Genomic DNA, 20,597 nt, shown 5'->3' with positions numbered 1-20,597 from the left:
CGGCGCAGTAGCGGGAAGAAAAACGGAGCAGGTCTGAAACAGACCTGTACAAGATAAGCGGAGAAAACCGACTTTATTCGGTCGCCTTGTAAAAGGCATCGATCACGTCCTGGCCGATACGAGATGCCATTTCCTTATGAACAGGATGCAGTTGCTTGACCCACTCCTGACGCTCGGCATCGCTCAACTGATAGAACTGAGTCTTGCCGGACTCTTGCATAGCCTTCATGGAATCGTTGTTCTCTTGCTCGGCAATATCGTTGGCGTAAACCGTGGCTTCGGCCATGGCCTTTTCCATGCCTTGGCGGATATCGTCAGGCAGACCTTCCCAGAACTTCTTGTTCACAATCACGGCATAGCCCAGATAACCGTGATTGGACACGGTGGCGTGCTTTTGCACTTCATGCATTTTCTGGGTGTACATATTGGACGGCGGGTTCTCGGTGCCATCGACCACACCGGTTTGCAGGGCTTGGTACACCTCCGAGAACGCCATCACCTGAGGCACGGCATCCAGTGCCTTGAACTGGGCTTCCAGAACCTTGGAGGACTGAATACGCATCTTCAGGCCCAGGAAATCGTCCACGCTTTTCAGGGGCGTATTAGCGCTCATGACCTTAAAACCGTTGTCCCAGTAAGCCAGGCCCTTGATGCCCTTGGGCTCCAGTTTGTCCAGCAGCATGCGGCCCACAGGCCCTTCGGTGACCTTACGCAGATCGTTGCGGTCATTGAAGATGAAAGGCAGGTCGAACACCTCAAATTCACGTACGCCCAAAGGACCGAACTTGGCCAGCGATGGGGCCAGCATGTGTACCGCGCCCAGTTGCAGGGCTTCAAGCTCTTCCTTGTCTTTGTACAGTTGCGAGTTCGGGTAGACTTCGACAACGACCTTGCCCTCGGTGTATTTTTCGGCCAGTTCCTTAAAGCGCACAGCGCCCTTGCCCTTGGGTGTGTCTGGCGACACAACGTGGCTGAACTTGATGATCATGGGGTTGGCCAGAACAGGCGCGGACAGGAATACGGACGCCAGCAAGCTGGCCACAAGGGTCTTTTTCATGTTTGCCTCCGGTCGGTGGGGAACCGACACGTGTTATTGATTGATTTGCTTGAAAGCGTGTAGCTTAAAAAAGCAGTCCCGAATTATCTATTGTGGAAATCCGAAACCTTTTGTCATGATGCGTCTTGCCCGTCCGTCCGGATTCATGCGCCAGGCTGCCTCACGCACCCTGGCCGCCCACCCGATCAGCACCTATGTGCCTATTTTGGCCATTCTGATTATTGTGCTGCTGATGGGCGTGTTTGCCTGGGCAGTCAGCAAGGAGCGCCATGAGGAGCAATCCAACGAGCTGATACGCAATGCCCTGTGGGTGGAGCAGTCCCTGTCCTTTCAATTGCGCTCGCACGAGAACAATTTAAGCCGCATTGCCAGTGAAATTGAAGTTCACTCCCAGCCCGCCACCACCCAGACGGCACTGACACAGTTACAGCACTTCAAAACCATTCACCCCGATCTGCTCAAAGTCGCGGTACAAGATCGCTTTGGCACCACTTTGCTGGTGCGCCCTCCCGGTGCCGACACCCGGATTGCGGCCCACGTCAGCACGCCCCGCACGTCCACCTGGTTACCTGCCTACTACTCCAATGAGCACCAGGAAAGTGTGCTGGATCTGGTGGTGCCCATTTACGAGGACAACGAGATTGTCGGCACCTTGCGCGCCACCTTTTCCCTGGCCACCATTCTGATGGAAAACGTGCCCTGGTGGATCGCCGAGCAGTATCACGTCTCCCTGATCGACCAGGGCGACCAGACGCTGGCTACACGCTCCAAAGGCGAGCCGGGGCAAAGCGAATTACGTTACGCCATGTCGGTAGACCCGCCTTTGCATGGCGTACGTTTGCTGATGACACCCTATCCGCAAAAAAACATTCCCACCTTCACCTTGCTGCTGACCGTCATTGCCGGTCTGGCTTTACTGGCTGTGGTGAACCTGGCCATGCAACATCACTACGCACGCAAACGCCGTGATGCCGAGCTGGCCTTGAGACAGGAACAAGCCTTTCGCAGTGCCATCGAGAACTCCATGGTGACCGGCATGCGCGCCCGCGATCTGGACGGCAAGGTGCTGTATGTGAACCCGGCGTTTTGCGAACTGGTCGGGCGCAGCAGCGAAGAAATTATTGGTCTGGCACCGCCCATGCCCTGGTGGGTGCCGGAGATGATGGATGAAACGCTGGAGCGCCGGGACCGCCTGAAGTCCTCCCGCTCCGTGCAAGTCTTTGACACGCTGTTCCAACGTCCGGACGGCTCGCGCGTCGATGTACAGGTCTTTGAGTCCCCGCTGATTGACGCCCAGAAACAGCATGTGGGCTGGATCAGTTCCATCATTGACATCAGCTCGCGCAAGCAGGCCGAAGCCCTGGCCAGCTCACAGTCCGAACAATTGCACCACACGGCCAAACTCATCACCATGGGCGAGATGGCCTCCACGCTGGCCCATGAACTGAACCAGCCGCTATCGGCCATTGCCAGCTATGCAGCCGGCTCCCTGAACCTGCTGGGTAATGAACCACTGGATCCGACACTGCTGCGTCGAGGCCTGGAAAGTCTGGCCGAACAAACACGCCGTGCCGGGCAAATCATCCACCGCATTCACGACTTTGTACGTAAACGCGATCCGCAGCTCAGCCCCCTGAATTTGCCCGATGCCTTGCAAGGCGCCTTGGCCATGGCCAAGGCGGGCCTGCGTCATCATCAGATTCAGTTGATCGTGCCCTCTCACCCCGAGAACCTGCCCGTGATGGGCGACAAGGTGCTGCTGGAACAACTGATTTTCAACCTGCTGCGTAATGCTGCCGAAGCCATGTCCGGCCTGGAGCCGGAACGCCGGGTACTGGAAGTCAGCATGCAGGCCAGCAACGGTGTGGTGCTGGTGATGGTGGCCGACCAAGGCCCCGGTGTAGCAGCGACCATCATGGCCGAGGTGTTCCAGGCCTTTACCACCACCAAAGCTCAGGGCCTGGGCATTGGTCTGAATATTTGCCGCTCCATTGTGGAGCTGCACCATGGCAAACTCTGGTTTGAAAACGGGGTTCCCCACGGTGCCACCTTCCTGTTTTCCTTACCCTTGATCGAACATGACTAAGCACGCCCCTTTGGTCCACATCGTGGACGACGACCCGGCCATCCGCGATGCCCTGTCCTGGCTCTTTGCTACCCGTCAGGTCAATACCGAACGCTGGGAATGCGGCGAGGCCTTTCTCAATGCGCTTGGCCCCGAAACCCAAGGCTGCATTCTGCTCGACATACGCATGGATGGCCTGTCCGGCCTGGAGGTGTTTGAGCAACTACGCCAGCGCCAGTCCTGCCTGCCCGTTATTTTTCTGACCGGCCACGGCGACCTGCCCCTGGCCGTGACCGCGCTGAAACAAGGCGCGGCAGATTTCATCGAAAAGCCTTTTAACGATAACGATCTGGTGGACCGCGTGCTGGAGGTGCTGCGCAACTACGAGGCCAGCCAGAAAGCACGAGACCACGAGCAGGCTTTGGAACAACGGCTGGATACCCTGTCTCAGCGCGAACGTGAAGTGTTGGCCCTGGCGCTGGAGGGACGACTGAACAAACAGATTGCCCAGGACCTGAACATCACCATGCGCACGGTGGAAGTACACCGTGCCCGAGCACTGGAAAAGATGCAGGCCCGCACGCTGATCGAGCTGGCCCGACTACTGGACCCAGCCCGCCTGCGGGAAGACCGCAACCCGCCGGGGCCTTAGTCAAAGCCACCGGGGCGGGTGTATATAATGCAGCCATAAACTATTAGAACCGCGCACTAGGCCCGGTCCCCGGAGCGATCATGAGCACCACTACCGAAAACACCGATTTGCACCTTTCCCATCTGGATGAAGATGGCAAAGTTCAGATGGTCGATGTCAGCCACAAATCGGCGACATCCCGTTCTGCCACTGCCCGCGCCGTGGTACGTTTGAGCCCGGCTGCCTATCAACTGCTGTCAGCCCAGCACAATGCCAAGGGCGAAGTGCTCAACACCGCCCGTGTGGCAGGTGTGCTGGCCGCCAAACGCTGTGCCGAACTGATACCCATGTGCCACAGCCTGCCCCTGGATTTTGTCGGCATTGATTTTGAAAGTGATGCGGCGGCGGGCACCATTGCGGTGCTGGCTACCTGCCGCACCCGCTATACCACTGGCGTTGAAATGGAAGCCATGACGGCCTGCTCCATTGCCGCCCTGACCATTTACGATATGTGCAAAGCGGCCGACAAAGGCATTGTGATTGAACAGACCCGTTTGCTGGAGAAAACCGGCGGCAAAAGCGGGACCTGGACAGCTTTTGCCTAAGCCCTTTCACGGAGATAGCATGACAAGCCCTTTAACATTGCGCGTCCTGTACTTCGCCCAAGTGGCCGAACGCACAGGCCAGCGCCAGGAAAACTGGGAATGGCCCCAGGAAGGCACCGTCCAGCAATGGACTGAGGCCCTGCTGCAACGCCACCCGAATTTGAGCGATATGGCAGGCCGCCTGCATGTGGCGGTGAACCAGTTTCACGCCAAGCCCACCGACCCTGTCCGACCCGGCGATGAAGTGGCTGTGTTCGAGCCCGTCACCGGAGGTTGAGATGATTCGCATCCAGACCGAAGATTTTGATGTTGCCACCCTGAACGCCGAACTGCGTACCACGGCTGGCGGCAAGGCCGGTGCCATGGTGACCTTTACCGGCTATGTGCGCGATCAGGTCGATGGCACTGCCACCGAATCCCTGTTCCTGGAACACTACCCTGGCATGTGCGAGCGCGAGATCGAAGCGGTTTGCGATCAGGCCCGCCAACGCTGGCCCATTTTGGATACGCTGGTCGTACACCGTGTGGGCGAACTGCATCTGACCGAACAAATCGTTTATGTTGGCGTGACCAGCGCCCACCGGGGCGATGCTTTTCGTGCCTGCGAATTCATCATGGATGTGCTGAAAACCCGCGCTCCTTTCTGGAAACGCGAAACCCTGGCTGACGGCAAACGTTTCTGGGTACAGCAGCGCGACAGCGACGCCCAGAAAACCGATGCCTGGAATACTTCTGCGGACACCAACAAGCATGTCTAAAGCCAAGAGCGACTTACCCGCTGCCCGATTGAATGTGGCCGTCCTGACAATTTCAGACCGCCGTGGCCCAGATGAAGACACATCCGGCGACTATCTGGCAGCCAGCCTGACGGACAGCGGCCACTACTGCGTACGGAGAGCCATCAGCAAGGACAATATCTACGCCATCCGCGCCCTGCTCAGCCAATGGATTCTGGACCCGGAAATCAACGTCATCATCTGCAATGGCGGTACGGGTTTCAGCCATAAAAAATCCACGATTGCCGCAATCACGCCTTTGCTCGATCAGGTCATTACCGGCTTTGGCGAACAGTTCCGCTACCTGTCCTATCAGGATATTGGCTCCTCGGCCTTGCAATCCGATGCGCTGGCTGGAACGGCCAACCGGACCTTGTTGTTCTGCATTCCCGGCTCGGGCGGTGCCTGCAAACTAGCCTGGGAAAAAATCCTGAAAGAACAACTGGACAGCCGTCATCGCCCGTGCAATTTTGCCTCTGAATATCTGGAGCCAGCCAAGTCCTGATGCCTGCAAAGGCATGGCAGTGGCTGCTCCGGAACGACCTCCTTTCCACCGTGCTCTGACGCCCTGAGCCACGAATTGTTTTATCGAATTTATCCATCCTATGATCGAATTTGACGTAGCACAGCAAAGGCTGGCCCAGGCAGGGCAAGTTCCCACCCAAATCGAGACCTGCGACTTGTCGCAAGCCTTGGGACGTATTCTGGCCCAGGATATTCAGGCCCAGTTGGACATGCCGCCCGCTGACAATAGCGCCATGGACGGCTATGCCCTGCGCTTGGCTGATATTGCCGATGGCAAGGTATTGCCCATTCAGCAACGCTGCTATGCCGGCGATATTCCTGAAACGCTGCAAGAGAACATGGCGATTCGCATCTTTACCGGCAGCATGCTGCCGCCCGGTGCCGATACCGTGGTGATTCAGGAGAACTGCCAGGAAGACGAACAGGGCGTGCGCATTCTGGAAATGCCCGTGGCAGGCGTGAACATCCGCCGCCGTGGTGAAGACATGCGCATCGGTGAGGTGCTGATCACCACAGGCACCAAGCTGACAGCAGCCCATATTGCCCAACTGGCTGCGCAAGGCCACGCTCAGCTACAGGTCTACCCTCGCCTGACGGTGGGCATTCTGACTACAGGTGACGAACTGACCCCCGCCGGTCAGCCCCTGAAAACCGGCCAGATCTACAACTCCAACGCCCCCATGCTGCGTGCACAGCTTCAAGCACTAGGGGTTGAAACAGTCCATGCTGTCCATGCCAAAGACACACTGGAAGCCATTCAGGACGCCCTGAAAGCACTACTGCAACGCTGCGATCTGGTGCTGACCGTAGGCGGTGTCTCGGTCGGTGAAAAGGACTTTGTGAAGCCAGCCATCGAAGGGATAGGCGGTCAGCTAGATCTGTGGAAAGTGCGCATGAAGCCCGGCAAACCGCTGGCACTGGCGTACATAGACAACAAGCCCCTGGTCTGCCTACCCGGCAATCCGGTGTCCTCTTACGCGGTGTTTTCCTTGATGGTGTCACCGCTGATTCGTCGCCTGCAAGGCCGCCACCAAGTACTGCCTGCGATTCGCTACGGCATTTTGCAAGGCGAGCGCCACTTTGAAGGTGACCGCGAAGAGTTCATCCGAGTACAAGTGGATAGCGACGAACAAGGCCGCCTGCTGGCGCGGCCATTCAATAATCAGGGTTCGGGCGTGATCAGCTCCCTGCCCTGGGCGCAAGCACTGGCCCGCATCCCTGCCGACTCCCATGTCTCCCCCGGCGATGTGGTGCGTCTGTACGAATACAGCCAGTGGCAGGCTTGAGAGCTACCACTTCAGCCTTGGCTTCGCCATAAAAAAAATCGCCCTGATCAGGGCGATTTTTCGTGCTGTTTATTTGGTGCTATTTACTGGTCGACGAAAGCACCACAACCGGCTTACCAGCTTTGTGCCTGATCCAGATCCTGCGGCGTATTGATATTGAAAAAAGCATGTTCCGGTGCATCGCGAAAGTCCACTGCCACCGCAGCTATGCTTTCCAACCAGCTCATGACGCGGCGTTCACCGCTCAGCAGATACTGTTTCAAGCTAGCAGCCTGATCAGTACGCAGCAGCAGACAAAGAGGATGGCTGCGTTCAGCTTGCGCATAAGCGGCGACAGCGCCCTGCTCTTCTACAGCTTTGATCAAGCGTTTGCCCAGATCCTTTGGCACAAAGGGCAAGTCCACGGGACAGGACAAGGCCCACGGGGTAGAAATCTGATCCAGCACACTGGCCAGACCGGCCAAGGGGCCCAGATAGCCTTCCAGCTCCAGCGCATCGGGCACCACCCGCCCCCAATGGACATACTGTTCAGGATTGCGATTGGCACTGATCAAGATAGTCCCCACCTGCGGGCGCAGGCGACGTACCAGATGCTGAACCAAAGGCTGGCCCTGTAAAAGCAGCAAGCCTTTATCGACCTGGCCCGACAAATCAAAACGCCGGGCCTGTCCGCCTGCCAGCACAATACCGCTGATGTCCTGTGTGCTTATCATCCGCCGATGTAACTCATTTCTATACGGTCACGACTCGTGGTGTGCTCACCCCGAATCTCGGAATATCGGTCTTGCCGCCCCGTCCAAACACCGTGCATATAGGCGGCTAACTGGTCGTCGGAAGCACCCGAGCGCAATTGCGCCCGCACATCATAACCTTGAGAGGCAAACAGACACAGAAACAGACGTCCCTCCGGGGAAAGACGCATGCGTGAACAGTCCCCACAGAAGGGTTGCGTCACGCTGGTAATCACGCCCACTTCCCCTGTGCCATCCTTGAAACGCCAGCGGCTGGCTACTTCGCCACGGTATTGGGCCGCTACCGGCTCCAGCGCGAAACGGGACTGGATACGTTCCACAATCTGCGCACCGCTGACGACCTCTTCCAAATTCCAGCCATTGCTGGTGCCCACGTCCATATATTCAATAAAGCGCAGAATCTGACCCGAGCCTTTGAAGTGCTCCACCATAGGCAGAATCTGGTCATCGTTCAGCCCTTTGCGCACCACCATATTGACCTTCACCGGGCTCAAACCTGCTGCCTGCGCCTTGGCAATGCCATCCAGCACGGTGGACACGGACACGCCGCTGTCGCTGAGTTGCGTAAAGCGGGCATCGTCCAAGGCATCCAGGCTGACAGTGACACGATTCAAGCCCGCGTCTTTCAACACCTGAGCTTTGCGACCCAACAAGGTGCCATTGGTGGTCAAAGTCAGCTCTACCGGATCACCTTCCGGTGTGCGCAGCTTGGCCAGCATGGCAATCAGCACTTCAATATTTCGACGCAAGAGCGGCTCGCCGCCCGTCAGGCGCAGCTTGCGCACGCCCAGGGAAACCGCCTGCCGTGCCACGCGCTCGATCTCTTCAAAGCTGAGCAGGGAAGAATGAGGCAGGAACTCGTAGTCCGTGCCAAACACTTCCCTGGGCATACAGTAGGTACAGCGAAAATTGCACTTGTCGGTCAGAGAAATACGCAGATCGTGAAACGGACGGTGGCGCTTGTCCAACGGTTGCTCAGACACCGCCGCCATGCGCACGGTGGGACGGCGCGCAGGTTCAGCAGCACTCGTTTGAATCCCCTGTTCAATGCCTGACAGTACAAGCCCCGATCCAGCAGGCGCCGCGTCAGTCCGCCCCGACGACAAAGCCCCGGCGCCTGGAGGAGCCGCTTTTTGATGTGGCCCGGTCGAACCCCCGCCTTCAGGCGGGGATTCAAACGTTGGCCCATGATCATCGCTCATGGTGTTCTCTTTCGTTCAAGGACAGGGTTGGCCCCGTCTCATGGTGTATGTGTGTTTTCGTCAAGCAAAGGGGTCTAACGCCAGAGCATGTCGGCGGCCTGGCCGAATGCCTGTTCCAGCGTCATGATCTGCCCTAAACCGCGTGGGTCATAACCCACCAGATCTTGCATGAATTGACTATACGCGGAACCGCCAATCACGTTCATCAGTTGCTGCATAGGAGCCTTATCCAGCGCTTCTTGCTCGACCGCGATGAAGTAACGCTCCTGCGCCAGGGGAATAAACTCCAGCCCGCATCGGCTGGCCGCTGTTTCCACACCCAGGCCGGTATCGGCCATGCCACTGGCAACATGGGCCGCCACCGCCATATGCGTCAATTCTGTTGTTTCAAAGCCCAGGACCGCATTCGTGTTTACCCCTAACTGACCCAGCAGCAAGGTGGCCAGAAAGCGTGTGCTGGACCCCATCTGACGGTTCACAAAGCGCACATCGGGCCGTAGCAAATCCGCCATGCCCGTGATGTTCTTGGGGTTGCCCTGTTCCACAAACAGGCCCGTTCGGCGCGTGGACAGGAAAATCAGCCGGTGACGCGCCGGTGACAGCCATTGCCCATAACGGCGCATGGCAGCCACCTCGAACTCGCCTACCGGAACCTGGAAACCGGCCAGGTCGCAGTCCCCACGCTCCAGCGAAGCCAGTGCTTCAATAGCGGTGCGATAGCGCAGTTCCAGCGGCAAGCCCTCGTGTTCGTTGGCAAAGCGCATCAAGCCTTCAATCGCAAATCCGTGACTGGCTTGAAAGCGCAAACGGTCCAGAGGCTGAGCATACAAGCGACCCAGCTCTTCTTCCAGTTCGGAGGCCATGCTCTCCAGGGTCGGCGTCAGACGCGCATCCAGGCGCCGGTTTGCCCATAGCAAACGCTGGGCAAACTCGGTCAGCTTGGTGCCTTTACGCCGGGACGTTTCCAGCAAGGCGGCATCAAACTGTTGTTCGGCATTGCGCAACAAGCCCCAGGCATGTCTGTAAGAAAACTGGCATTCCTTGCTGGCTCCCGCCAAGTGCCCCAGTCGCTCGATGGCACCCAACAGACGCAGCACATCCCCCATGAGGAGTTCCACGCCGTCTGCATTTTCCAGAATCCATTCAGAGCGCAGCCGGGCTTTGAATTTCTGTTTGGTCATGTGTTTTTGTCGACCAGTGTATTTTCGTATTTATGTTTTGTGCTGCATGTACCAAACATTATATATGCGAAATATTGCTTATTGAAGTTATGGACTTAAGTGGTTAGATTACAAGGGAAAACACTGTCAAATAATATGCACGGCTGTGCATAAAAAAACATGGAGGCGCAGGCTCCCTACTCGGGCACCGCGCACACAGGACATGCAAACAACCCCTCATCACCAGGAGCAGGACCAGTCCGGCCTGACGCCTGAAGAGGTCACCTTACAGGCCGTGCAGGAGCACGCCGGCCAGAAAGGTAACCTATTGCCTATTTTGCACACGATTCAGGACCGGATTGCCTGTATTCCCGAGTCCGTGGTGCCGGTGCTGGCCGAACAACTGGCTCTATCCCGGGCGGAAATCCATGGCGTTATCTCTTTTTACGCCCACTTTCGCACCCAGCCTCACGCGACTCATACCCTGGAAATCTGCCGGGCTGAAGCCTGTCAGGCGCGGGGCGGGCTGGAGCTGACGGCTCATGCCCGTCGCCGCCTGAACTGCGACTTCCACGAAAACAGCGACGACGGCCAGTACACACTGGAGCCCGTCTACTGCCTGGGCCTGTGCGCCCAATCCCCCGCTGTCATGCTGGACGGCGTTCCCCATGCCCGCGTCACCCCCGAAAAACTGGACGCCCTGCTAAGCAGCCAGGAGGCCCAGTCATGAGCACCATCACCGTTTACATTCCGCGCGACACTGCGGCGGTCGCCATGGGCGCCCATGAGATTGCCCAGCAACTGGCGGCCCAGGCTCAGGAGCGCGGTCTGGACATACAGATCGTGCGCAATGGCTCACGCGGCTTGCTCTGGCTGGAACCTCTGGTGGAAGTACAAACGGCAGCAGGCCGCGTCGCTTATGGCCCTGTCCAGACTGAAGATTTGCCCGGTCTGTTTGACGCCGGTTTCATGCAAGGTGGTACACATAAGTTGTGCCACGGCCTGACGGACGCCATCCCCTACCTGAAGAACCAGGAACGCCTGACATTTGCCCGCGTGGGCATTATTGATCCGGTCAGTGTGGCCAATTATCAGGCCTGTGGTGGCTTTGAGGGTTTGAGCAAAGCACTGGCCATGGAGCCGGCCGCTATTGTGAAAGAAGTGACCGACTCCGGCCTGCGTGGTCGTGGCGGTGCGGCTTTCCCCACCGGCATCAAATGGAACACGGTACTGAACACTCCGGCGCAGCAGAAATACATTGTCTGTAATGCCGACGAAGGCGACTCGGGCACCTTTTCTGACCGCATGCTGATGGAAGGCGACCCACTGTGCCTGATTGAAGGCATGACGATTGCTGGTCTGGCCGTCGGTGCGACCTATGGCTACATCTACGTGCGCTCCGAATATCCGCTGGCCGTGCAAGCGCTGAACGAAGCCATTGAGGCAGCGCGCGCGGCGGGCTGGCTGGGCAAGAATATTCAGGGCAGCGGCTACGAGTTCGACCTGGAAGTACGCAAAGCAGCCGGCGCCTACATCTGTGGCGAAGAAACCGCCCTGCTCGACAGTCTGGAAGGCAAACGCGGCATGGTGCGTGTGAAACCACCTCTGCCCGCCATCAAAGGCTTGTTCGGTCAGCCTACCGTGATCAATAACGTGGTGTCGCTGGCTTCCGTGCCGGTGATTCTGGCCAAGGGCGGTGCTTACTACCAGAACTACGGCATGGGCCGTTCGCGTGGCACCTTGGCGTTCCAGTTGACCGGCAATCTGCAAAACGGTGGCCTGGTGGAAAAAGCCTTTGGCGTCACCTTGCGTGAACTGCTGTACGACTACGGTGGCGGCAGCGCCAGCGGTCGTCCTTTGCGTGCGGTGCAAGTAGGTGGCCCATTGGGTGCCTATCTGCCCGAGCACCAGTGGGATGTCCCGCTGGACTATGAAGCCTACATGAAGATCAATGCCATGGTCGGTCACGGTGGTCTGGTGGCCTTTGACGACACAGTGGACATGGCTCACATGGCGCAGTACGCCATGGAGTTCTGTGCCATCGAATCCTGTGGCAAATGCACGCCCTGTCGAATCGGCTCTACGCGTGGCGTGGAGACCATTCAGAAAATCCGCCGCCGTGAAGATATGGACAACCATGTCGAGCTGCTGCGTGATCTGTGCGACACCATGTTCTCCGGGTCCTTGTGCGCCTTGGGCGGCATGACCCCGTATCCCGTCCTGTCCGCGCTGGAACACTTTCCCCAGGATTTTGGACTGGCCCCGCAAACCGAGCAGGACCTGGCCAAGGTCTAAGACGGAGATCACCATGAAAGAAACAGTCGCCGTACGCGAACGTGACCTGGGCACCCCAGCCTCGACCCAGACCGAGATGGTCAACCTGACCATTGACGGCAAATTGATTGAAGTGCCCGTTGGCACGTCCGTGATGCATGCGGCCGCCTTGGCCGGCATCAATATTCCCAAACTGTGCGCCACCGACTCGCTGGAAGCGTTTGGCTCCTGCCGTCTGTGCCTGGTGGACATTGAAGGCCGTCGCGGCCACCCTGCTTCCTGCACCACCCTGGTGGAAGAAGGCATGGTCGTCCAGACCGAAAACGACACCCTGCACAAGCTGCGCCGCAACGTGATGGAGCTGTACATCTCCGATCACCCGCTGGACTGTCTGACCTGTCCTGCCAACGGCAATTGCGAACTGCAGGATATGGCCGGTGTTGTGGGCCTGCGCAGCGTGCGCTATGGCTTTGAGGGTGCCAACCATCTGGACGACAGCACCGACAACTCCAACCCTTACTTTGCCTACGACTCCAGCAAGTGCATTGTCTGCAACCGCTGTGTGCGCGCCTGTGAGGAAGTTCAGGGCACCTTTGCACTGACCATCGACAAGCGCGGTTTTGAGTCGCGCGTCACCGCCGGCCAGAACGACGATTTCCTGGGCAGCGACTGCGTATCCTGTGGTGCTTGTGTCCAGGCCTGCCCGACCTCTTCCCTGATGGAAAAATCCGTTATCGATCTGGGCCAGCCCGAGCACGCCGTCATCACCACCTGCGCTTACTGCGGTGTCGGTTGCGGCTTCAAGGCCGAGATGAAGGGCGACAAGGTCATTCGCATGACCCCCTGGAAAGACGGCAAGGCCAACCGTGGCCACGCCTGCGTGAAAGGCCGTTTCGCCTGGGGTTACGCCACTCACCAGGACCGTATCCTGAGCCCCATGATCCGCAAGAGCATTACCGATCCCTGGCAGGAAGTGTCGTGGGACGAGGCCATCAATTACGCCGCGTCCGAGTTCCGTCGCATTCAGGATCAGCACGGTCGTGACGCCGTGGGCGGTATTACGTCCTCGCGTTGCACCAACGAAGAAACCTATCTGGTGCAAAAGCTGGTTCGCGCCGCCTTTGGTACCAATAACGTGGACACCTGCGCCCGCGTGTGTCACTCCCCTACCGGCTACGGCCTGAAGATGACCCTGGGTGAGTCCGCCGGTACACAAACCTTTGACTCGGTGATGCACACCGACGTGGTGATCGTGATGGGTGCCAACCCCAGCGCCGCCCACCCCGTGTTTGCATCGCGCCTGAAACGCCGCCTGCGCCAAGGTGCGCGCCTGATCGTGATCGACCCGCGCCAGACCGAACTGGTCAGCTCACCACACATCCAGGCCGACTACCACCTGCCCCTGCGCCCCGGCACCAACACCGCCATACTGACTGCCATGGCCCACGTTATCGTCACCGAAAATCTGGTGAACGAAACCTATGTGGCCGAGCGCTGCGATACTGCTGCCTTCAATGAATGGCGCAGCTTTGTCAGCCAGCCCCAGAACTCGCCAGAAGCCATGGCCGAGATTTGCGGCGTGTCCGCCGAGGACATCCGTGGCGCAGCCCGTCTGTACGCCACCGGCGGCAACGGCTCGATTTACTACGGCCTGGGCGTGACTGAACACAGCCAAGGTTCCACCACCGTGATGGCCATTGCCAATCTGGCCATGGCCACCGGCAACGTGGGCCGCGAAGGCGTGGGTGTGAACCCGCTGCGTGGTCAGAACAACGTGCAAGGCTCCTGCGATATGGGTTCCTTCCCGCACGAATTCCCTGGCTACCGTCACGTCTCCGACACCAGCGTACGTCAGCAGTTTGAAGAAGCCTGGGGCGTGTCCCTGCAATCCGAACCCGGCCTGCGCATTCCCAATATGTTTGAGGCCGCCTTAAGTGGCAGCTTCAAAGGGCTGTACTGCCAGGGCGAGGACATTGTTCAATCCGACCCGAACACCCAGCACGTAGCCGCCGCCATGGCCGCCATGGAATGTGTGGTAGTGCAGGATCTGTTCCTGAACGAAACCGCCAAATACGCTCACGTATTCCTGCCCGGTTCGTCCTTCCTGGAAAAAGACGGCACCTTCACCAACGCCGAGCGTCGTATTTCGCGCGTACGCAAAGTGATGGAACCCAAGGCAGGCATGGCCGACTGGGAAGTCACCTGCGCCCTGGCCCGTGCGCTGGGCTACCCCATGAGCTACGAGCATCCCGGCCAGATCATGGACGAGATCGCCCGCCTGACACCGACCTTTACCGGCGTGTCCTACGATCGCATTCAGGAACTGGGTGGCAGCGTGCAATGGCCTTGCAACGAGCAAGCGCCTGAAGGCACCCCCACCATGCACATTGACGAGTTCGTGCGCGGCAAAGGCCGCTTTATGCTGACCCAGTATGTGCCTACCGAAGAGCGCAGCAGCCGCAAGTTCCCCTTGCTGCTGACGACCGGCCGCATCCTGTCGCAATACAACGTGGGCGCACAAACCCGCCGTACCGACAACGTGGCCTGGCATGCCGAAGACTTGCTGGAAATTCACCCGGTGGATGCTGAAGATCGTGGCATTCGTAGTGGCGACAAAGTTTCGGTCAAGAGCCGTGCGGGCGAGACTGCCTTGCGTGCGACGGTGACCGAACGGGTACAACCTGGGGTGGTCTATACTACTTTCCACTTTCCCGAGTCGGGCGCCAACGTGGTCACCACCAACAACTCGGACTGGGCAACCAACTGCCCCGAGTACAAGGTGACGGCCGTGCAAATTCAGCGCGTGACCTCCGAGTCGGCCTGGCAAAATCGCTGGAACCGTTTCCACGATATTCAGCAACGTCTCCTGCAAGGCGAGACCGTCCCGGCCGAGGATTTGGCCCAGGCGGATCATAGCCACTCGCATGAGCCTGCCGAGGCCGTCGCGAAAGTATGATGCGTCTAAACAGGCCCTAAGGAGTTGCCCACGTGAGCCAGGCAGATTTTCGTGATGCCAGCGCCCCTGCCACCGTATGGCGGCAGGCGCGTACCCCAGCGCAAACACAAGCGGACACCCTGCCCCAAGAGGATCAGGATGCGCTGGCGCGCGAACAGGCCGTTGCCCTGGAATTCAACGGCATCAGCCATAGTGCCTTGTTGTGCAGCCCCAGCGATCTGGAGGATCTAGCTTACGGATTTTCCATGACCGAGGGCATAATCCGTACGGCTGACGATATACGCGGCGTGGATGTGCTGGAAGGCGAGCGCGGCAGTTTGCTGCAAATCGAAATTGCCAGCGCTTGCCAGCATCAGCTCAAGGCGCGTCGCCGTCAGCTCGCTGGCCGTACGGGCTGTGGCCTGTGTGGTCTGGAAAGCCTGGACGAGGTACGCCGACAACTGCCCCGCCTGGACGCCCCCGAGCACAACCCCGATGCCGCCGCCATCTTCCAGGCGCTGGATGCCTTGCGCTCCAGCCAGCCTTTGCATCGCCTGACAGGGGCTACCCACGCCGCTGCCTGGTGCAATCTGCAAGGCGATATCCTGGCCGTGCGTGAGGACGTAGGCCGCCACAACGCGCTGGACAAGCTGCTGGGCCACATGCTGCGCAACAATATTGATCCCCGCTCTGGCATGGTGCTGATCTCCAGCCGTGCCAGCTTCGAGATGGTCCAGAAAGCCGCTGCCATGGGCATCAACTTTGTGGTGGCGGTCTCCGCCCCCACCGCCTATGCCGTGCAGATTGCTGATGAACTGGGTGTCATGCTGGCCGCCTTTGCCCGTGACCGCAGCTTCACGCTGTACAGCCATCCCCACTACCTGAATTCTGCCGAGTCCCGCTCGGCCACATCACCATGAATATTGTTCCTTTGATTCCCATGGCCAACCAGATCGGCCAGTTCTTTGAAACCCTGAGCAATCGGGAGCAAGGCCTGCGCGAGATTGCGGAACATATCCAGAAATTCTGGGACCCGCGCATGCGTCGTTCCCTGCTGGACTTTGTAGAGCAAAATCCCAGCGGTAAAAGCGAAGACGGCGAGCTTTTGCCTATTGTCTTGCAGGCGGTCGTCGCCCATAAACAGCAGTTGGAGCCACGCAGCTATTAAAGTGGGCGGCTCTGGCGATCCTGAAGATCAGCCACCGCGAACAGCACGCCTCAAGAGCCAACGAACCCAGTTACGGTCAGCCACTGCCAGACTCACCGCAGACACAAAAAAACCCGCCTAAGCGGGTTTTTTCTTTGGGCTAAAACACGAATTAATCGTGCTCTTTAACGCGATACACCAGCACCGTGTTCTTGGCCATATTCAGCACTTTGATGGTTACGCTACCCAACAACAGGCGGGACAGACCACTACGGCCATGACTACCGATAAAGATCAGATCGCAGCCTTCTTGCTCGGCGACCTGCACAATACCATCGGCCACGTTAAAGTTGGACACGGATTTACCGGTTGCCTTCACACCGGCGGTTTCGGCACGGTCCAGAATCTGTTGCAGGTATTTCTGCGACTGTTCTTTGGCGGTCTTGTCGTAGTCCTCGTCGGTAATGGCATAGGCAGCAGCCATACCATCAAAACCAACGGTGGCCGCAAAAGGCTGCGTCACGTGCAAAGCCAGAACCTCGGCACCCATTTGACGGGCAAAGGTCACGCCTTTATTGGCAGCTTGGGAAGAGAGCTCGGAACCGTCAGTTGGAATCAGAATTTTCTTGAACATGGCATAACCCCTTTGAATGGAGACAGATAGCTTACCGCTGCATACCGACACAGGACAAGCTGGTATAGACCTGAACCTTGAGCCAGGTCAGGATTCGTTCAATGCACGGAACAATACGGCACAGCGAGTACCTGTGCGGCAATAGGCCAAAGTCGGGCCTGGCAAAACCTCAAGCAACTGACCAAAACGGGCAACATCAGCAGCGCTAATAGCGCTACCCACAACGGGCTGATACTCCACCTGCAAGCCTGCTGCCTGGGCCGCCTTCATGACGTCTGCCGACAAAGGCTGGTCGGGACCGCCTTCCAGATCGGGACGATTGATGATGACACTTTTAAAACCAGCATCGGCCACGGCTTGCATGTCCTCTCCCGATAACTGCGGCGCGACGGCCAATTGCTCGGTCAAAAACTGATGGGGGAAGGACATAAAAACTCCTGAAATCGGAATAAGCAAAAAGCACTGAAAGGAAAAATAGTATGTTCCCCCCCGAGAGTACGCAAGCCCCTTTCTCCCTGGCCTTGCCACAATTCAATTACGCCGGCACCTTAGTAATCCATCACGCCGCGCTGGACGATAGGGCAACGGCGCAATCCATCTTTGCCTATCATGTGCTGCACAGCACAGCGACCTGTACGCCAAGCCCGTCGAATGAACAGGAAATGCGTACACGTCTTACACACGCCCACCAGCCTGTGCATTGCCTGGGAACGGGTACTCAGGCAATACGCAGGCTGTATTGATCCAGCCATTGCTGCATTTGAGCTCCTGCCAGCACCTCGTACTCCGCCAAACGTTGCCCCCCTACAGGATCATCCTGCACACTGCGCAAGGATGGATGGCACATCATACTGTCACCATGCTGCATCACCGCCAGCCAGGCCTGGACCAAGGCGCCATAGCGCTCCTTGCCCCCCTGAAAGTCGTACACGCCGGTAAAACCGGTATTCAAGGTAACGCCCTTGGCCCTGGCCAGACGCAGCAAGTCCTTGGACCCTAGCCCGGCGATAATCTGCGCCTTGAATCTATCTTTAAACGCAAAACCCGTGGCCAGACGCTCGGCGCCGGTATAGCGCAGCCAGGGCATGGAAGCGGCATAACGGCGCTCCATTTCAGCCAGCAAGGCCTCGCGTATCATGGGCAGTTGATGCACGTGCTGATGCCCATCTATATAGTCCGGCCCCTGCCCCATCACCTCCTCAAAACGATCCAGTTGGCGGGCCACGCTGTCCTTAACCTTCTGACTATCCAGACAATGCAACAGGCTACGAATAATCACCTGCTTGAGCGGCATGGCATACACGCCCTTCTGGGAGGCAAACTCGGTAAAATTCAGGTGCAAACCTTTTTGCAGCGTGCTCTGGCGCAGTGCCGGTGCGTTTTGCACAAAGCTGTCCCCATCGACCAAGCAGGATGTTCCTGTCAGGCGTCGGGCCTGGGCCAATGTCAGTATGGCCTCGTCCACGGCAGGGGCCATCCCAAAATCATCCGCGCATATACTGATCTGCCTATCCTTGGCCACTGCTCGCTCCGCTTTATGTCTCGTCAAATCATTCTGTTCATTCTAGTCGGCACCTTGGCCGCCTTCACACACTGGGGCATTGTAATCGCCCTGGTGCAAACGCTCAGTCTATCTCCCTTGCTGGCTAATCTTTTTGGCTGGCTGATTGCATTTCTGGTGTCTTTTGGCGGCCATTACTGGCTGACGTTCCGTTCCCAGAATGCCCGTTTTTTCCCGGCTCTGACGCGTTTTTTTCTGGTGTCTGCCGCTGGCTTCGCGGTGAACGAAGCCAGCTATGCGTTTTTGCTGAATCACTCCGGCCTGCGCTATGACGTGCTGCTGGGCCTGATTCTTATCGGCCTGGCTGTGCTGACGTTTCTGGCTGGGCGGCTTTGGGCGTTTCGCCGCACATAAGCGCAAACTCATCATGATCAAAACGCCACAGCGCGATGCGCTGATCGTCATACAGGCGCTGGGCATGGTTGAGCACCTGACTTTGACGCACGGCATCTGGCGAGCCAATCAGCCAAACTACAGCCTTGCTGTCCCGGCATAGCTGCTGACGCAAGGTTTCCCGGTCTATCAAGGTCATCGCCCCACGCTGCGGCTCAAAACGGGCGGCTTCCAGCAACTCTTTACGCCAGCTATCGGTGCGCATGATCTCCGGATCATCCCAGCGTTCCATGACGCTGATGTTCTGCAGACCTGGAACGTAGAAGCCCAGATCGTAGCGGTAGGTATTCAGAAAGACGACCCGGTCCCCCTGTTGATATTCACTCGCCAGCACGCGCCCCAGGGCCTGACTATTAGCCTGTGGTCGCAATATCATCGCGCCCACCGCAACCGCACAAATAGCGACACAAACACCCAGGCTCCAGACCGCAAAGCGCTCTACCTTTGCTGCCCCATCCCGCTGGCTACGACGAATCACTCCATCGGCCAGGAAAAAAGCCCAGGGGCCAATCGCAGGCAAGACATAACCCACCAGCTTGGACGTAGGGATGGAAAAGAAAACCAGCACGGTCAGCAAGGCAGACAGCATCAAGCCCCGTACCGGCCCCAAACCATCTGGACTATTAACAGAGCCACGAAGGCGCTTGAATAAAAATGGCGTCCAACCCAAGGTAGCGACAGGCATCAGGGCAAAGTAGAACCAGAAAGGCTGAGGGTTGTTGAAGCCCGTTTCCAGAAAGCGCTGAAAGTGCTGATAGACGATGTAATAGTCAAAAAAACCGGGGTAACGTGCCTGCATGAGCCACATCCAGGGCGTGGCGACCAGCAACAAGACTCCCAGGCCGGTCAAAGAAAACAGACGCAGCAAGGTACGCCACTGTCCTCGACCCAACAGCCAGAACACCAAGATACCGCCGGGGATCAAAATCCCGATCAAGCCTTTTGCCAGGAAGGCCAAACCTGCGGTGGCATACAGCCCCATCAAGGCCCACCGATAGGGACGCCCCTGCTCCATCTGCAAGGCAGCATGGCCGCCCAATAGCACACAGCTACTGATCAAGGCAGCAACCGTCATGTCCAGATTGGCGTAATGGGAGGCTCCAAACAGCAATGGGCTGCTGACCAGAATCAGAGCCGTCCAGCCCGCATGTTGCTGGCTAGCATGGCGCTTCAGAAAGGCATGCATACCAGCAATCAACAAGGCCGCCATCAAGGCAGGCACCAGACGCGCACCCACAAAATTCACGCCCAGCACTTTCAGGCTCAGCGCAGTGAGCCAGTAATGCAGAGGGGGTTTATGGAAAAACGGCAAGCCGTCCAAACGCGGCACCAGATAATCACCGGATTCCAACATGGACAGAGCCACACCGACATAGCGCCCTTCGTCCGGAATCAGCAGGGGATAGACACCTAGGGTCAGCGCAAACCACAGCAGCGCCAGCAGACCCACAGCCAGGCTAGAGAGGGTGCCCAGGTTTCGTACGCCTTGCCCCAGCCAGTAGGCTGGGCCACGCGCGCGCCCAAGAGGCAAGGTTACGCCAGAAGGGGGAAAAGAATTCTCGATACTCATCGACTGTCGCCAAACCAAAAGGGT

General features: G+C 58.1%; 22 protein-coding genes. 14 read left to right on the top strand and 8 right to left on the bottom strand.

Translation table 11 applies throughout. The features are described 5' to 3' along the window. Positions 1 to 73: 73 nt before the first annotated feature. Complete coding sequence (locus AC6I6N_RS10660; RefSeq protein ID WP_094195664.1) at positions 74 to 1,057, bottom strand: TRAP transporter substrate-binding protein; 984 nt, start codon at positions 1,055 to 1,057, stop codon at positions 74 to 76. 115 nt (positions 1,058 to 1,172) lie between these two features. On the opposite strand from AC6I6N_RS10660, the gene AC6I6N_RS10655 reads away from it, so the two are divergent. From AC6I6N_RS10655 to AC6I6N_RS10625, 7 genes are all read left to right on the top strand, one after another. Then, complete coding sequence (locus tag AC6I6N_RS10655) at positions 1,173 to 3,143, top strand: PAS domain S-box protein (protein WP_108728081.1); 1,971 nt, start codon at positions 1,173 to 1,175, stop codon at positions 3,141 to 3,143. After that, positions 3,136 to 3,774, top strand: a complete 639-nt coding sequence (locus AC6I6N_RS10650) for a response regulator transcription factor (RefSeq protein WP_123051116.1) — start codon at positions 3,136 to 3,138, stop codon at positions 3,772 to 3,774. The genes AC6I6N_RS10655 and AC6I6N_RS10650 overlap by 8 nt, the downstream gene beginning before the upstream one ends. Before the next feature lie 80 nt (positions 3,775 to 3,854). Further along, positions 3,855 to 4,358, top strand: coding sequence for a cyclic pyranopterin monophosphate synthase MoaC (gene moaC, locus AC6I6N_RS10645; RefSeq protein ID WP_094195661.1), 504 nt, complete (start codon positions 3,855 to 3,857; stop codon positions 4,356 to 4,358). A 19-nt stretch (positions 4,359 to 4,377) separates the two neighbouring features. Continuing rightward, positions 4,378 to 4,635, top strand: coding sequence for a molybdopterin converting factor subunit 1 (gene moaD / locus AC6I6N_RS10640; protein WP_009463873.1), 258 nt, complete (start codon positions 4,378 to 4,380; stop codon positions 4,633 to 4,635). 1 nt (position 4,636) lies between these two features. Continuing rightward, the gene (locus tag AC6I6N_RS10635; protein WP_094195660.1) at positions 4,637 to 5,116 is read left to right on the top strand and encodes a molybdenum cofactor biosynthesis protein MoaE; all 480 of its coding nucleotides are present in this window, start codon (positions 4,637 to 4,639) and stop codon (positions 5,114 to 5,116) included. Continuing rightward, on the top strand, positions 5,109 to 5,639 hold the full coding sequence (gene moaB / locus AC6I6N_RS10630) for a molybdenum cofactor biosynthesis protein B (RefSeq protein WP_497943496.1): 531 nt from the start codon (positions 5,109 to 5,111) through the stop codon (positions 5,637 to 5,639). Before AC6I6N_RS10635 ends, moaB begins: the two co-directional genes overlap by 8 nt. Positions 5,640 to 5,739: 100 nt before the next feature. Continuing rightward, complete coding sequence (locus AC6I6N_RS10625; protein WP_094195658.1) at positions 5,740 to 6,945, top strand: molybdopterin molybdotransferase MoeA; 1,206 nt, start codon at positions 5,740 to 5,742, stop codon at positions 6,943 to 6,945. Positions 6,946 to 7,058: 113 nt separating this feature from the next. On the opposite strand, the gene mobA is transcribed toward AC6I6N_RS10625, so the two are convergent. The 3 genes from mobA to AC6I6N_RS10610 form a co-directional block, all read right to left on the bottom strand. Beyond that, positions 7,059 to 7,658 carry a molybdenum cofactor guanylyltransferase MobA gene (gene mobA / locus AC6I6N_RS10620; RefSeq protein WP_094195657.1) on the bottom strand — a complete coding sequence of 200 codons (600 nt, stop codon included), beginning with the start codon at positions 7,656 to 7,658 and terminating at the stop codon, positions 7,059 to 7,061. Beyond that, the gene (moaA, locus tag AC6I6N_RS10615) at positions 7,655 to 8,689 is read right to left on the bottom strand and encodes a GTP 3',8-cyclase MoaA (RefSeq protein WP_249494420.1); all 1,035 of its coding nucleotides are present in this window, start codon (positions 8,687 to 8,689) and stop codon (positions 7,655 to 7,657) included. Before moaA ends, mobA begins: the two co-directional genes overlap by 4 nt. A gap of 284 nt (positions 8,690 to 8,973) precedes the next feature. After that, a complete protein-coding gene (locus tag AC6I6N_RS10610; RefSeq protein ID WP_162496910.1) occupies positions 8,974 to 10,080 on the bottom strand; it encodes a substrate-binding domain-containing protein in 1,107 nt (368 codons plus the stop codon). A 202-nt stretch (positions 10,081 to 10,282) separates the two neighbouring features. Between AC6I6N_RS10610 and AC6I6N_RS10605 the strand changes: the two genes are divergently transcribed. The 5 genes from AC6I6N_RS10605 to AC6I6N_RS10585 are packed head-to-tail and all read left to right on the top strand — an operon-like array spanning position 10,283 to position 16,436. After that, on the top strand, positions 10,283 to 10,789 hold the full coding sequence (locus tag AC6I6N_RS10605) for a formate dehydrogenase subunit gamma (RefSeq protein ID WP_094195656.1): 507 nt from the start codon (positions 10,283 to 10,285) through the stop codon (positions 10,787 to 10,789). Next, positions 10,786 to 12,354, top strand: coding sequence for a formate dehydrogenase beta subunit (locus tag AC6I6N_RS10600; protein ID WP_497943495.1), 1,569 nt, complete (start codon positions 10,786 to 10,788; stop codon positions 12,352 to 12,354). Before AC6I6N_RS10605 ends, AC6I6N_RS10600 begins: the two co-directional genes overlap by 4 nt. Before the next feature lie 13 nt (positions 12,355 to 12,367). Continuing rightward, the gene (gene fdhF / locus AC6I6N_RS10595; RefSeq protein WP_094195654.1) at positions 12,368 to 15,289 is read left to right on the top strand and encodes a formate dehydrogenase subunit alpha; all 2,922 of its coding nucleotides are present in this window, start codon (positions 12,368 to 12,370) and stop codon (positions 15,287 to 15,289) included. Positions 15,290 to 15,321: 32 nt separating this feature from the next. Further along, complete coding sequence (gene fdhD, locus AC6I6N_RS10590; protein WP_497943494.1) at positions 15,322 to 16,188, top strand: formate dehydrogenase accessory sulfurtransferase FdhD; 867 nt, start codon at positions 15,322 to 15,324, stop codon at positions 16,186 to 16,188. Then, positions 16,185 to 16,436 carry a formate dehydrogenase subunit delta gene (locus AC6I6N_RS10585; RefSeq protein WP_108728092.1) on the top strand — a complete coding sequence of 84 codons (252 nt, stop codon included), beginning with the start codon at positions 16,185 to 16,187 and terminating at the stop codon, positions 16,434 to 16,436. Before fdhD ends, AC6I6N_RS10585 begins: the two co-directional genes overlap by 4 nt. A gap of 151 nt (positions 16,437 to 16,587) precedes the next feature. On the opposite strand, the gene AC6I6N_RS10580 is transcribed toward AC6I6N_RS10585, so the two are convergent. After that, entirely contained in the window at positions 16,588 to 17,049 is a 462-nt protein-coding gene (locus AC6I6N_RS10580) for a universal stress protein (protein WP_094195651.1), read from the bottom strand. Between the two features lie 87 nt (positions 17,050 to 17,136). Further along, positions 17,137 to 17,478 carry a protein tyrosine phosphatase family protein gene (locus AC6I6N_RS10575; RefSeq protein ID WP_108728093.1) on the bottom strand — a complete coding sequence of 114 codons (342 nt, stop codon included), beginning with the start codon at positions 17,476 to 17,478 and terminating at the stop codon, positions 17,137 to 17,139. Between the two features lie 50 nt (positions 17,479 to 17,528). Here AC6I6N_RS10575 and AC6I6N_RS10570 point away from each other — a divergent pair, with 50 nt between their 5' ends. Continuing rightward, positions 17,529 to 17,792: a GNAT family N-acetyltransferase gene (locus AC6I6N_RS10570; RefSeq protein WP_125277071.1), complete on the top strand. Its 264-nt coding sequence runs from the start codon at positions 17,529 to 17,531 to the stop codon at positions 17,790 to 17,792. Here the strand turns inward: AC6I6N_RS10570 and AC6I6N_RS10565 are convergent. Continuing rightward, a complete protein-coding gene (locus AC6I6N_RS10565) occupies positions 17,768 to 18,526 on the bottom strand; it encodes a ChbG/HpnK family deacetylase (protein WP_125277072.1) in 759 nt (252 codons plus the stop codon). The genes AC6I6N_RS10570 and AC6I6N_RS10565 overlap by 25 nt on opposite strands. A gap of 60 nt (positions 18,527 to 18,586) precedes the next feature. Between AC6I6N_RS10565 and AC6I6N_RS10560 the strand changes: the two genes are divergently transcribed. After that, positions 18,587 to 18,964 carry a GtrA family protein gene (locus AC6I6N_RS10560; protein WP_121738104.1) on the top strand — a complete coding sequence of 126 codons (378 nt, stop codon included), beginning with the start codon at positions 18,587 to 18,589 and terminating at the stop codon, positions 18,962 to 18,964. Here the strand turns inward: AC6I6N_RS10560 and AC6I6N_RS10555 are convergent. Further along, positions 18,903 to 20,573, bottom strand: a complete 1,671-nt coding sequence (locus AC6I6N_RS10555) for an ArnT family glycosyltransferase (RefSeq protein ID WP_497943493.1) — start codon at positions 20,571 to 20,573, stop codon at positions 18,903 to 18,905. The two genes, AC6I6N_RS10560 and AC6I6N_RS10555, sit on opposite strands and share 62 nt — an antisense overlap. Between the last annotated feature and the right edge of the window lie 24 nt (positions 20,574 to 20,597).

The organism is Alcaligenes sp. LTN-3, assembly GCF_059735605.1.
The sequence above is the reverse complement of the archived record's forward strand: the minus strand, read 5'-3'. Positions and strand labels throughout refer to the sequence as shown.

Coding starts and splice junctions, on each gene's coding strand:
- moaB (WP_497943496.1), top strand. CDS start 5,109: ATGTCTAAAGCCAAGAGCGACTTACCCGCTGCCCGATTGAATGTGGCC.
- AC6I6N_RS10575 (WP_108728093.1), bottom strand. CDS start 17,478: ATGTCCTTCCCCCATCAGTTTTTGACCGAGCAATTGGCCGTCGCGCCG.
- AC6I6N_RS10625 (WP_094195658.1), top strand. CDS start 5,740: ATGATCGAATTTGACGTAGCACAGCAAAGGCTGGCCCAGGCAGGGCAA.
- AC6I6N_RS10560 (WP_121738104.1), top strand. CDS start 18,587: ATGTCTCGTCAAATCATTCTGTTCATTCTAGTCGGCACCTTGGCCGCC.
- AC6I6N_RS10650 (WP_123051116.1), top strand. CDS start 3,136: ATGACTAAGCACGCCCCTTTGGTCCACATCGTGGACGACGACCCGGCC.
- AC6I6N_RS10570 (WP_125277071.1), top strand. CDS start 17,529: ATGTTCCCCCCCGAGAGTACGCAAGCCCCTTTCTCCCTGGCCTTGCCA.
- AC6I6N_RS10610 (WP_162496910.1), bottom strand. CDS start 10,080: ATGACCAAACAGAAATTCAAAGCCCGGCTGCGCTCTGAATGGATTCTG.
- AC6I6N_RS10585 (WP_108728092.1), top strand. CDS start 16,185: ATGAATATTGTTCCTTTGATTCCCATGGCCAACCAGATCGGCCAGTTC.
- AC6I6N_RS10660 (WP_094195664.1), bottom strand. CDS start 1,057: ATGAAAAAGACCCTTGTGGCCAGCTTGCTGGCGTCCGTATTCCTGTCC.
- AC6I6N_RS10600 (WP_497943495.1), top strand. CDS start 10,786: ATGAGCACCATCACCGTTTACATTCCGCGCGACACTGCGGCGGTCGCC.
- fdhF (WP_094195654.1), top strand. CDS start 12,368: ATGAAAGAAACAGTCGCCGTACGCGAACGTGACCTGGGCACCCCAGCC.
- moaC (WP_094195661.1), top strand. CDS start 3,855: ATGAGCACCACTACCGAAAACACCGATTTGCACCTTTCCCATCTGGAT.
- AC6I6N_RS10655 (WP_108728081.1), top strand. CDS start 1,173: ATGATGCGTCTTGCCCGTCCGTCCGGATTCATGCGCCAGGCTGCCTCA.
- AC6I6N_RS10555 (WP_497943493.1), bottom strand. CDS start 20,573: ATGAGTATCGAGAATTCTTTTCCCCCTTCTGGCGTAACCTTGCCTCTT.
- AC6I6N_RS10605 (WP_094195656.1), top strand. CDS start 10,283: ATGCAAACAACCCCTCATCACCAGGAGCAGGACCAGTCCGGCCTGACG.
- mobA (WP_094195657.1), bottom strand. CDS start 7,658: ATGATAAGCACACAGGACATCAGCGGTATTGTGCTGGCAGGCGGACAG.
- AC6I6N_RS10565 (WP_125277072.1), bottom strand. CDS start 18,526: ATGGCCCCTGCCGTGGACGAGGCCATACTGACATTGGCCCAGGCCCGA.
- moaA (WP_249494420.1), bottom strand. CDS start 8,689: ATGGCGGCGGTGTCTGAGCAACCGTTGGACAAGCGCCACCGTCCGTTT.
- AC6I6N_RS10580 (WP_094195651.1), bottom strand. CDS start 17,049: ATGTTCAAGAAAATTCTGATTCCAACTGACGGTTCCGAGCTCTCTTCC.
- moaD (WP_009463873.1), top strand. CDS start 4,378: ATGACAAGCCCTTTAACATTGCGCGTCCTGTACTTCGCCCAAGTGGCC.
- AC6I6N_RS10635 (WP_094195660.1), top strand. CDS start 4,637: ATGATTCGCATCCAGACCGAAGATTTTGATGTTGCCACCCTGAACGCC.